Origin of the sequence: Kitasatospora sp. NPDC001540, from assembly GCF_042894345.1 — a bacterium.
In the GTDB taxonomy this organism is placed as follows: Bacteria; Actinomycetota; Actinomycetes; order Streptomycetales; family Streptomycetaceae; genus Kitasatospora; species Kitasatospora phosalacinea_C.
On record NZ_JBIAVO010000071.1, the window covers coordinates 1 to 11,980 of the forward strand.

At 74.0% G+C, this 11,980-nt stretch carries 5 protein-coding genes, 1 rRNA gene and 1 pseudogene; 6 read left to right on the plus strand and 1 reads right to left on the minus strand.

Features of this window, described 5'->3' with window-relative positions; all coding sequences use genetic code 11:
- Positions 1 to 112: 112 nt before the first annotated feature.
- The 6 genes from rrf to ACFY00_RS37615 all read left to right on the plus strand — a co-directional run bounded on the left by rrf (position 113) and on the right by ACFY00_RS37615 (position 11,803).
- Positions 113 to 229 (plus strand): 5S ribosomal RNA (gene rrf, locus ACFY00_RS37590).
- Positions 230 to 436: 207 nt separating this feature from the next.
- A complete protein-coding gene (locus ACFY00_RS37595) occupies positions 437 to 3,802 on the plus strand; it encodes an ABC transporter permease (protein ID WP_388038621.1) in 3,366 nt (1,121 codons plus the stop codon).
- The gene (locus ACFY00_RS37600; protein WP_388038623.1) at positions 3,799 to 6,753 is read left to right on the plus strand and encodes a hypothetical protein; all 2,955 of its coding nucleotides are present in this window, start codon (positions 3,799 to 3,801) and stop codon (positions 6,751 to 6,753) included. Before ACFY00_RS37595 ends, ACFY00_RS37600 begins: the two co-directional genes overlap by 4 nt.
- Positions 6,754 to 6,899: 146 nt before the next feature.
- Entirely contained in the window at positions 6,900 to 9,098 is a 2,199-nt protein-coding gene (locus ACFY00_RS37605; protein WP_388038625.1) for an ATP-dependent RecD-like DNA helicase, read from the plus strand.
- Positions 9,099 to 9,330: 232 nt separating this feature from the next.
- Positions 9,331 to 10,620 (plus strand): citrate synthase, encoded by a 1,290-nt coding sequence (locus ACFY00_RS37610; protein WP_388038627.1) that lies wholly within the window; start codon positions 9,331 to 9,333, stop codon positions 10,618 to 10,620.
- 463 nt (positions 10,621 to 11,083) lie between these two features.
- Complete coding sequence (locus ACFY00_RS37615; protein ID WP_388038630.1) at positions 11,084 to 11,803, plus strand: SDR family NAD(P)-dependent oxidoreductase; 720 nt, start codon at positions 11,084 to 11,086, stop codon at positions 11,801 to 11,803.
- A gap of 6 nt (positions 11,804 to 11,809) precedes the next feature.
- On the opposite strand, the pseudogene ACFY00_RS37620 reads toward ACFY00_RS37615, so the two are convergent.
- Positions 11,810 to 11,980: pseudogene (locus ACFY00_RS37620) on the minus strand (haloacid dehalogenase); the annotation flags it as partial.

The following is an 11,980-nucleotide window of genomic DNA, read 5'->3' on the forward strand; positions in this document are numbered from 1 at the left end:
GGTACTAATAGGCCGAGGGCTTGTCCTCAGTTGCTCGCGTCCACTGTGTTGTTCTGAAACAACGACCCCCCGCCGCACACGTGCGGTCGGGTGGTACACAGTTTCATAGTGTTTCGGTGGTCATAGCGTGAGGGAAACGCCCGGTTACATTCCGAACCCGGAAGCTAAGCCTCATAGCGCCGATGGTACTGCAGGGGGGACCCTGTGGGAGATTAGGACGCCGCCGAACAATCTTTCAGAGAAAGGGCTCCAGCCATACGGCTGGGGCCCTTTCCGCATTTCCGGGCCCGGAGGCGGAAGTTCCGGATAGGCGGTGGGCGAACGAGTCCGGTCTGTGATCGTCGGACGGTTGTTTGGGCGAAGGGTTGGCGGCAGACTGCCCGTCATCGGAATTGGTCCAGACCATCGGATGGCGACGGAAGGACTTCGGGGGGACATGGGAGTCGACGGGCGGGGTTCACCCGCCGGAGTGCGGCGGGCCGGGCAGCACGGGGTGGTGCTGGGGGCCGCGGCGGTGACGGTGTGGTTGGCCGTAGCGGTGCTGACGGCGTTGACGGCATTGACGGCGAGTTCGGTGACGGAGGGGATGCGGAGCCGGTTGGCGGAGGATCCGCGGCTGTCGGTCTCCTTGGTGGGGCGGTACGCGGACGGGGCGGACGAGAAGGCGGACGCCCAGGTGCGGGGGGCGTTGCGGCGGGCGTTGCCGGGGACGTCGGCCCAGGTGGAGGAGGTGTTGCGGGCTTCGAGTCCGTTGGCGGTGCCGTTGCCGGGCGGGACGGTGTCGACGGGGAGGTCGGCGGGGGCGGGGTTGCCGGTGGTGCCGATCTCGGTGGCTGATCCGCAGCGGTTCGCGCAGTTGGTGCAGGGGAGTTGGCCGTCGGGGCCGGACCAGGTGGTGCTGTCGGAGACGGCGGCGCGTCGGCTGGGGGTGTCGGTCGGCGGGACGGTGTCGGTGGTGAAGGTGGCGAAGGCGCTGCCGTTGAAGGTGAGCGGGGTGTACCGGGAGGCGCCGGGTGCGGCTCCGCTCTGGCGGGCCTGGCAGGTCTCGTCGGGGCTGGACGCCTCGTGGGGGTTGGCGCTGGTGTCGCGGGACCTGCTGCGGACGGATCCGGCGCTGCGCGAGGAGGTGGACGTGCAGTGGACGGCGCTGCCGACGCCGGGGCAGTTGCGGGTCGAGGAGTTGGGGGCGCTGCGGGCCCAGGTGGAGCGGCTGACCAAGGGTGATTCCGCTCGGATGGTGTTCCGCGGGGCGAAGCCGCCGGTGCGGGCGCTGCGGGCGGTCAGTGACGTTCCGGCGGCGTTGGACGCGCTGCGCTCGCCGATGACGGTGGCGCGGTCGGGGATGCTGGTGCCGGTGACGATGCTGGGGGTGCTGTCGGCGGTCACGCTGGTGCTGACGGCTCGTCAACTGACGGACTTCCGGCGGGCGGAGCTGGTGCTGCAGTTGGCGCGCGGTGCGGGGCGGGCCCGGTTGCTGGGGGTCGCCGCGGTGGAGTGGGCGGTGTGCATGGTGCCGGCCGCGCTGGTGGGCGTGTGGGCGGCGGGGCCGCTGCTGCGGGTGCTGGAGCGGTGGGGGTTGCCGGTGCAGGGGGCGGCTGCGGAGGCGGTCGGTCCGGCGGCGTGGGCGGTGGCGGGGGCGGCTCTGCTGCTGCACGGGTGCGCGGCGCTGCTGCCGGTGGTGTGGACGGCTGACGGTGGCGAACGGGAGACGCCACCGCGCAGGGGCCGCCGGGTGGTGGCGCAGCGGGCCGGGGCGGACCTGGTGCTGGCCGCGGTGGCGGTGCTGGCGTACCTGCAACTGCGGCATTACGAGGGGTTGTTGAGCCCGGCGTCGAGTGCGGTCGGGTTCGATCCGGTGCTGGTGCTGGCTCCGGTGGTGATGACGGTGGCGGCGGCGCTGCTGCTGTTGCGGTTGCTGCCGCCGCTGGGGCGGGGGCTGGAGGCGCTGGCGCGGCGCGGGCGGGGTCTGGTGGCTCCGTTGAGCGGGTGGCAGGTGAGTCGGGGCCGTTCGGGCCAGGGGGCGCCGGTGCTGTTGATGGCCTTGGCGCTGGCGGTGGGGGCGTTGACCACCACGGTGGTGGCCGGTGAGCCGCCGAGCGATCGGGACCGGGCGGCGTTCGAGCTGGGGGCGGACCTGCGGGTGACGGGTGGTGAGCTGCCGCCGGGGGAGCGGTACGGGGCGCTGGCGGAGTTGCCGGGGGTGGTGGCGGTGACGCCGCTGGTGTCGGAGCCCGGGACGGTGCGCAACGCGCCGACCACGGTGCTGGGGGTGGACACGGCGGCGGTGCGGTCGTCGGCGACGCCGGAGCGGATGGCGTCGGGGGCGTGGACGCACGCGGTTCCGGCGCTGCGTTCGGACCTCGACGGGAGTTCGCTGGCCGAGCACTTGGGGCGGTTGGGGACGGACGTCCCGGTGCACGGGATGGTGCTCGCGGGGCGGCCGTCGTCGGTGGACGTGCGGGTGTCGGTGGCTTCGGCGGCGCCGCCGGAGCGGACCGGCCCGGTGTGGCTGTCGGCGCAGGTGGAGGACGCGAGCGGGCTGGTGACGACGGTGCAGGGGCGGTTGACGCCGGACGGGGTGTCCCGGACGGTGTCGCTGCCGCTGGGGTCGGGGGCGCTGCACCATCCGCTGCAGGTGACCCGGTTGTCGTTGCGGAGCACGCCGGTGCGACAGTTCCCGCGGGCGACGTTGACGCTGACGGTGTCGGGGGTCGCGGGGGCGTCGCTGCCGCCGGGCGGGCACTGGTCGGACGTCACGCCCGGGGGGCCGGTGCGGACGGGGCTGGGGTGTCCGGGCCGTTCGGACGCCGGCCAGGCGTCCGCGGTGAGCCGTGCGGGGGTGTGCGAGGTGTCGCAGCCGGACGGCGGGGTGCTGTCGGCGGTGGTGCGCGGGGCGCTCCCGGAGATCGGGGTGGACCAGGGGCCCGGGGCGGAGGCGTTCGCGTTGAGCGCGGGGACGGACACGGTGTCGTTCGGGATGCTGCCCGCGGGCGGGACGGCGAAGGTGCTGCCGGTGCCGGCCCTGGTGAACGCGGCGTTCCTGCGGGAGACCCACTACGCGGTGGGCGACCAGGCGCGGCTGGTGTTCGGGGACGTGGAGCAGTTCACGTTGCAGGTGGTCGGGGTGCTGGCCGACCTTCCGGGCGGCCGGGGCCGGGACGTGCCGCAGGCGCTGGTGGACGTGCGGGCGCTGTCGGCGGCCCGGGCGGGGCTGGGGCTGGATCCGGTGGCGGACGAGGCGTGGCTGCTGGCGGCGTCCTCGAAGGACGGCGCGGTGCGGGCGGAGCGGGCGGTCGCGGCCGATCCCCGGCTGGGCGTGGCGGACAGCGTGCGGGCGCGGGCGGCAGCGTTGGCCGAGGACCCGTTCCGGCACGGGCGGCGCAGTGCGCTGCTGCTGTCGCTGGCGTTGTCGCCGGTGTTCGCGGTGGCCGGGTTCACGGTGCACGCGGTGGGGTCGGCGCGGTCCAGGCGGCGGGAGTTCGCGGTGCTGCGGGCGTTGGGGGTGCGGCGTCGGCAGTTGTCCGGGGTGCTGCGGTTGGAGCAGTTGGTGGTGGTCGGGTTCGCGGTGCTGCTGGGCGGGGTCCTCGGGGTCGCGCTGGCGGCGGTGGTGCTGCCGTTGGTCGTGGTCGAAGGCGGCGGTCTGGCGGTGTTCCCGGCCCTGCGGTTGACGGTGGGCTGGGGGTGGACGGCGGTGGTGGTGCTGGCGACCGGCCTGGGGGCCGGCGCGGTGGTGCTGGTGCTGTCGCGGATGTTGGCGCGGGTCGATCTGGCGCGTGAGCTTCGGGCGGGGGAGAGCGGATGAGCGGGCCGGGTGGATCGGGGTGGCGCGGGCTGCGGCCGGGCGGGTTCGGCGGTTGGCGCCCGGCCGCGCGCGAGGTCCGGACGGGTCGGCCGGTGCTGGTGGTGCTGGCGCTGCTGGTGACGGTGCTGACGGTCGCCGCGCTGTTGTGGCCGCCGCTGTTCGAGCGTTCGGCGAACCGGGAGCTGGCGCGTCGGCTGGCGGTGGCCCAGGCGAACGGGCCGCTGATGACGGTGCGGACCGAGCTGACCGGGCCGCTGAACCCGGTGCACGCGTCGACCGCCCCGCAGTTCGACACCCTGGACGCGGAGTTGACCGAGGTCGGCGAGGAGATGCGGCAGGCGTCCAGGGGCGAGCTGGCGCGGTCCATGGTGCGGGTGTCGGGGTGGACGCAGGTGGAGGGCATGGAGCTGACCGGCGCCGACGTGCCCAGGCCGTTCGGGAGCCCGCCGAGCGTGTCGCTGGTGTACGCCCAGGACGCGGCGGACCGGGTGCGCTGGGTGGCCGGTCGGGCGCCGGGGCGGCCGGCCGGGGCGAGCACGGCGCCGATCGAACTCGGGCTCTCCGCCAGGTCGTTGGAGCTGTTCGGGGTGTCGGTCGGCCAGCGCGTGGCGCTGTCCGGGGAGAAGGGGTTCACCGAGGCGGTGGTGGTCGGCGAGTTCGAGCCGCTGGAGGGGGCGGACGACCTGTGGCGCGAACTGCCGCTGCTGAACTCGCCGATGGACTCGCCGGTGCCCCACGGTTACGTCCGTTACGGCCAGGCGATGGTGGCCCCGGCCGGGGTGGAGGCGATGGAGGCGCGCGGGTCGCTGACCACGGCGGCGACCTGGGTGTTCTGGCTGGCCGAGCCGCCCCGGGGTGGTGGCGGCACGGCCCGCGGGGCGGCCGAACTGTCGTCCTCGGCCCGGATGTTCGGGAGTGCGGTCGCGGACCGGGTGTGCGGCGGGACGGTCTCCGCCCTGGACGACAGCTGCGCGATCCGGGCGCGCCGGATGGCCACGCCGCAGGTGAACCAGCGGCTCTCCCCGCTGGTGGACGCGTTCGCGGCGCAGCGGGCCCGGACGGTCGTGCTGCAGTCGTTCGCGCTGGCGGGGCTGCTGGCGGTCGGGGTGTCCACGGCGGTGGCCGCGGCCCGGCTCGGGGCGCGGCGCAGGGAGGCGGCGCTGGCGCTGCAGCGGGCCCGGGGTGCGGGTGAGCCCGCACTCGCCGCCGTTCGGCTGCTGGAGGCCGTCCCGGCGGCCGTGGCGGGCCTGTTGGCGGGCTGGGCGGTGGCCGTCCGGTGGTCCGACGGGCGGCCGCTGGGCGCGTGGTGGCCGGTCCTGGTGTCGGCGGGGCTGGTGGCGGGCGCGCCCGCGGTGGCGGTGTGGTGGCAGGGCCGGGCGGCGCGCCGGGCGGGCCGGGAGCGGGTGCGCCGGCGGGGCCTGAAGCGGGCGCTGGGTCTGTCGGCGCGGCTGGTGGTGGAGGGTGCGGTGCTGCTGCTGGCGGGGGTGGGCGCGCTGCAGTTGCGGCTGCGCGGCGCGGCTCCGGCGGGGGCCGAGACCGATCCCCAACTGGCTTTGGTGCCGGTGGTGTTGGGCATGGCGGCGGTGGTCGTGGTGCTGCGGGTGTACCCGCTGCCGCTGCGGTGGGCGACCCGCTGGGCGCGGCGCCGCCGCGGTGCGGTCGCGCTGGTCGGGCTGGCGCAGGCCGGGCGGCGTTCGGGCGCGGCGGCGACGGCGCTGCTGGTGCTGGTGCCCGCGCTGGCCTGCGCGGTGTTCGGCGCGCTGGTGTCGGGCACCGTCCGGCAGGGTCGGGTGGAGAGCGCGCAGTGGCGGGTCGGCGGTGACGCGGTGGTCCTCGGGCCTTCGCAACGGGCGCTGCCGGACGGGGAGTTGGGCCGGGTTCCGGGTGTCGCCGGGGTGCTCCGGGTGCGCGGCGGGCAGGCCTCGCTGACCTCCGACGAGGACGGGACGACGGTGAAGGGCGTGGGCCTGGTCGGGGTCGATCCGGCGGAGCTGGCCCGGTACGAGCCCTCCTCGCCGCTGGTGGCGGCGCTGTCCGCGCCGGAGCTGTCCGAGCCGCTGTCCGCGGGGGCGGAGCTCCCGGCGCTGGCGGACCGGGCGACGGCCGCGCGCTTCCCGGACGGCTCGTTCGACGCGAACGCGGGCAGCACCGGGTTCCGGGTGCGGATCGTCGGGGTGGTCCCGGACGGCACGGTCGCCGACCGGGCGATCGGTCCGGTGGTCGGCGACGTCGGCACGGCGGGCGGGCTGCTGGTGTTCGGCGGTCCGGGGGCGGAGCTGCTGCCCCGGCAGAACGGGCAGCGCAACGCGGCCGTGCTGTTCGCGGAGCCGGGTCGTCCGGGTTCGGCGGCGGGTGCGGCCGGGATCGACGCGGGCCGGGTGAAGGCCGTGGTGGAGGGGTCGGCGGCGGCCGCGGGCGCGGGCGGCGGCGGGGCGCCGGGCGGGGCGATCAGCCGCGGCGCGCCGATCGAGATCCGCTACCTGGACGAGCAGGTGGCGGCGTCCGAGGGCGACGGCCTGGTGGCGGCGCTGGAGACGGCGTTCCGGGTGTCGGCGGCGGTCGGCCTGCTGCTGGGGCTGGTCGCGGTGGTCCTGGAGCTGCTGCTCGGTTCGGTGGAGCGCGGGCGGGTGCTCGCCCACCTGCGGACGCTGGGGCTCGGCGGCCGGGCCGCGGCGGGGGTCCAGCTCGTCCAGCTGCTCCCGGTGGTGGTCGCGGCCGTGGTCGGCGGGACGCTGCTGGGGCTGGCGCTGCCCTGGCTGCTGGGCCCGGCGCTGGAGCTGCGGGTCTTCACCCAGGGCCCGGGCGCCCCGGCGTTCGCCCCGGACTGGGCGGGCGTCGCGGTGGCGGCGCTCGGCCTGCTGGTGCTGGTGCCGTGCGCGGCGGCGCTGGAGGCGCTGGCGGGGCGCGGCCGGGTGCCGCGGGTGCTGCGGCTGGGGGAGGGCGCGCAGTAGCGGGCGCGTCCGCGGGACGCGACGGGGTCGTGCGCCGTCGGCGCGCGGCCCCGTCGCGCCCGTCCGGGCGGCCGCGCGCGCCGGGGTGTCGGTCGGGCGGAGTACCTTTCCCGGTGGCGTGTTCCTGATCGCGGGTGAGGTGTCCGGTGCAGCTGGCTCAGGTGGAGGGGGTCCTGGAGCGGATCACGTACGCCAACGAGGAGACCGGCTACACGGTCGCCCGGGTGGACACCGGGCGCGGGGCCAACGACCTGCTGACGGTGGTGGGGGCGCTGCTGGGGGCGCAGGTGGGGGAGAGCCTGCGGCTGTTCGGGCGGTGGGGTTCGCACCCGCAGTACGGGCGGCAGTTCACGGTGGAGAACTACACGACGGTGCTGCCGGCCACCGTCCAGGGCATCCGGCGGTACCTGGGCTCGGGGCTGATCAAGGGCATCGGGCCGCGGTTCGCCGAGCGGATCGTGGAGCGCTTCGGGGTGGAGACCCTGGAGGTGATCGAGAACGAGCCGGGGCGGCTGATCGAGGTGCCGGGGCTGGGCCCGAAGCGGACGAAGATGATCGCGAAGGCCTGGGAGGAGCAGAAGTCCATCAAGGAGGTGATGGTCTTCCTGCAGGGCGTGCAGGTGTCGACCTCGCTGGCGGTGCGGATCTACAAGCAGTACGGGGACGCCTCGATCGGGGTGGTGAAGAACCAGCCGTACCGCCTGGCGGCGGACGTGTGGGGCATCGGCTTCCTGACGGCGGACCGGATCGCGCAGGCGGTGGGCATCCCGCACGACTCGCCGGAGCGGGTGAAGGCGGGCCTGCAGTACGCGCTGTCGCAGTCCACCGACAACGGGAACTGCTACCTGCCCGAGGAGCGGCTGATCGCGGACGGCGTGAAGCTGCTGCAGGTGGACGTGGGCCTGGTGATCGACTGCCTGGCGGAGCTGGTCGCGGAGGAGGGCGTGGTGCGCGAGCGGCTGCCGGGGGCGGACGGGCAGGAGGTGACGGCGGTGTACCTGGTGCCGTTCCACCGGGCGGAGATCTCGCTGGCCGGTCAGCTGCTGCGGCTGCTGCGCGCCGAGGAGGACCGGCTGCCGTGGTTCCGGGAGGTGGACTGGCCGGCCGCGCTGGGCTGGCTGGCGAAGCGGACGGGCGCCGAACTCGCCCCGGAGCAGGAGCAGTCGGTGCGCCTGGCGCTGACCGAGAGGGTCGCGGTGCTGACCGGCGGCCCGGGCTGCGGCAAGTCGTTCACGGTGAAGTCGATCGTCCAACTGGCGCTGGCGAAGCGGGCGAAGGTGGTGCTGGCCGCGCCGACCGGGCGGGCGGCGAAGCGGCTGGCGGAGCTGACCGGGGCGGAGGCCTCGACGGTGCACCGGCTGCTGGAGCTGAAGCCGGGCGGGGACGCCGCGTACGACCGGGACCGGCCGCTGGACGCGGACCTGGTGGTGGTCGACGAGGCCTCGATGCTGGACCTCATCCTGGCGAACAAGCTGGTCAAGGCGGTCGCGCCGGGCGCCCACCTGCTGTTCGTGGGGGACGTCGACCAGCTGCCCTCGGTGGGCGCGGGCGAGGTGCTGCGGGACATGCTCTCGCCCGGCAGCCCGATCCCGTCGGTGCGGCTGACCAGGATCTTCCGGCAGGCCCAGCAGTCCGGCGTGGTGGTCAACGCGCACCGGATCAACGAGGGCCTGCCGCCGCTGACCGAGGGCCTGCCGGACTTCTTCCTGTTCGTCGAGGACGACGCGGAGCGCGCGGCCGGCCTGACGGTGGACGTGGTGGCCCGCCGGATCCCGCAGCGCTTCGGCCTCGACCCGCGCCGGGACGTCCAGGTGCTGGCGCCGATGCACCGCGGCCCGGCGGGGGCGGGCGCGCTGAACACGCTGCTCCAGTCGGCGGTGACCCCGGCCCGCGAGGGCCTGCCCGAACGCCGGTTCGGCGGGCGGACGTTCCGGGTCGGCGACAAGGTCACCCAGATCCGCAACAACTACGACAAGGGGCGCAGCGGGGTCTTCAACGGCACAGTGGGCGTGGTGACGGCACTGAGCGTGGACGACCAGAAGCTGACGGTGATGACCGACGAGGACGAGGAGGTGCCGTACGACTTCGACGAGCTGGACGAGCTGGCGCACGCGTACGCGGTGACGATCCACCGTTCGCAGGGCAGCGAGTACCCGGCGGTGGTGATTCCCGTCACCACGTCGGCGTGGACGATGCTCCAGCGGAACCTGTTGTACACGGCGGTGACGCGGGCCAGGAAGCTGGTGGTGCTGGTCGGGTCGCGCAAGGCCATCGGGCAGGCGGTGCGGGCGGTGAGCGCCGGTCGGCGGCACTCCGCGCTGGACCACAGATTGGCTGCGGGCTGAGTTCGAGGGGGTACGGTACGTTCAGAGGTTGTCTTGACGTGAAGAGATTTAGGGCGGAACCTGGTCCGGTGCCGCCGCCGATCTTGTCCGGTTCACACCGGTGGGAGCGGCGGAGTTTGTAGGCCCCGGTCCTTCCCGGGGCCACCCCCGGGTGCGCGGCCGTCCTTCGGTGGGGGATCGTTGGGACCGTCAGGGCAGTCGGATGAGGATCAATTTCGTCGGTGAGGAAGACGTGAGCGACAAATCGGTAGTACTGCGGTACCAGGACGGCGAGTACGAGTACCCCGTCGTCGAGAGCACTGCGGGCAACTCCGGCTTCGACATCTCGAAGCTGCTCCCGCAGACCGGCCTGGTCACCCTGGACAACGGTTTCGGCAACACCGCCGCCAACAAGTCCGCGATCACCTTCATCGATGGTGACGCCGGCATCCTGCGCTACCGCGGCTACCCGATCGAGCAGCTGGCCTCGGAGGCCAACTTCATCGAGACCGCCTACCTGCTGATCAACGGCGAGCTACCGAAGGCCGACGAGCTGGAGGCGTTCAGCAACGAGATCACCCAGCACACCCTGCTGCACGAGGACGTCAAGCGCTTCTACCAGGGCTTCCCCCGGGACGCGCACCCGATGGCGATGCTCTCCTCGGTGGTCGGCGCGCTCTCCACGTTCTACCCGGAGAGCCACAACCCGTTCGACGAGGCGCAGCGCAACCTGTCGACCGTCCGGCTGCTGGCGAAGCTGCCGACCATCGCGGCGTACGCGTACAAGAAGGCGATGGGCCAGCCCTTCGTCTACCCGCGCAACGACCTCGGCTACGTCGAGAACTTCCTGCGGATGACCTTCGCCGTCCCGGCCGAGGACTACGAGCTCAACCCGGTCGTGGTCAACGCCCTGGACAAGCTGCTCATCCTGCACGCGGACCACGAGCAGAACTGCTCGACCTCGACGGTGCGCCTGGTCGGCTCCTCGCACGCCAACCTGTTCGCCTCCATCTCGGCGGGCATCTCGGCGCTGTGGGGCCCGCTGCACGGCGGCGCCAACCAGGCCGTGCTGGAGATGCTGGAGCAGATCCAGAAGGACGGCGGCGACGTCGACGCGTTCATCCGCAAGGTGAAGAACCGCGAGGACGGCGTCAAGCTGATGGGCTTCGGCCACCGCGTCTACAAGGCGTTCGACCCGCGCGCCGCGCAGGTCAAGGTGCTGGCCCACGAGGTGCTCGCCCAGCTCGGCAAGTCCGACGCGCTGCTGGACATCGCGCTCAAACTGGAGGAGCACGCGCTCAAGGACGACTTCTTCGTCTCGCGCAAGCTCTACCCGAACGTGGACTTCTACACGGGCCTGATCTACCGCGCGATGGGCTTCCCGACCAGCATGTTCACCGTGCTGTTCGCGCTCGGCCGGCTCCCCGGCTGGATCGCCCACTGGCACGAGATGATCAAGGACCCGACCAGCCGGATCGGCCGCCCGCGGCAGATCTACACCGGCGTGGAGATCCGCGACTACGTGCCGCTCGACGCCCGCTGAGCCGTCGGCCGCGACGCCGAAGGGGCCCGGTCCCGCCCTCCCGTACAGGGGGCGGGGCCGGGCCCCTTCGCGTCTGCCTCGTTGGGGCGCACGGCGCCCGGGACGGGCCCCGGTCGGGAACGGCCGCTCAAAGCGTTCCCGGGGTCCGGGTCCGGCCCGGTTGCCGTGCGCGAGGGCTGTCGACGAATCGACGGCCCGTCCGGGGCCCGCCGGAGCCCCGCTCTACAAAAGGTAAGACGTACCAGGGGGCGCAGAGTTACGCCAGGGGGGTGTGAGTTGCCTCTCTCCACTCTCCGTGTGCGTCCGCGCACCCGGACGGCCGAGTGCATACCACACCGCACGCCCGCCGCGCGGCGTCACCCACCCCGCAGCCGTCGCAACCCAGCGTGATAGGAATCGTGGCAATCAGGTACGGACCGCCTGCGACGCGCGGCGCGGCGAACGGTCAGGGAGGGAGTGCGCAATGGCCAGGAACGTCGTAGTCACCGGTGGGGGCACCGGCATCGGCCTGGAGGTGGCCCGGCGCTTCGCCGAGGCCGGAGAGCGCGTGGTGATCGTCGGACGCCGCCCCGGCGTCCTCGACCGGGCCGCGCAGGAGATCGGCACGAACGTCACCCCGCTGGTGTGCGACCTCGCCGACCCGGACGCGGTGGAGGCCGCGCTGCCCGCCCTGCCCGCCCGGATCGACGTCCTGGTCAACAACGCGGGCAGCCGGGAGACCGTGCCCGGCGCCGGGCCGCACGCCGTCCTGGCCCGCTGGCGCGGCGACTTCGAACGCAACGTGCTGACCGCGGTGCTGCTCACCGAGTCCGTCCGCGACCGGCTCACCCCCGGCTCCGGCCGGGTGGTCACCGTCTCCTCCATCGCCGCCCTGCGCGGCGCGGGCTCCTACGGCGCCGCGAAGGCCTCCCTGCACGCCTGGAACCACTTCCTGGCCGCCCAGCTCGGCCCGTCCGGCATCACCGCCAACATCGTCGCCCCGGGCACCGTCGCGGGCACCGAGTTCTTCGGCCCCCGCCTGGACGACGCCGAGGTGGCGCGCCGCTCGGCGCGCACCCTGCTCGGGCGGATCGGCGAGTCGGGGGAGGTCGCGGCCGCGGTGTACTTCCTCGCCTCGGCGGAGGCGGGGTTCATCACCGGGGAGATCCTGCACTGCAACGGCGGGGAACTGCTGGGCCGTTGAGCGGCCCTACTCGGCCGGTCGGAAGGTCCGCAGCCGCAGGCTGTTGGTGACGACGAAGACCGAGGAGAAGGCCATGGCGGCTCCGGCGATCATGGGGTTGAGGAGTCCGGCGGCGGCGAGGGGGAGGGCGGCGAGGTTGTAGGCGAAGGCCCAGAAGAGGTTGCCCTTGATGGTGGC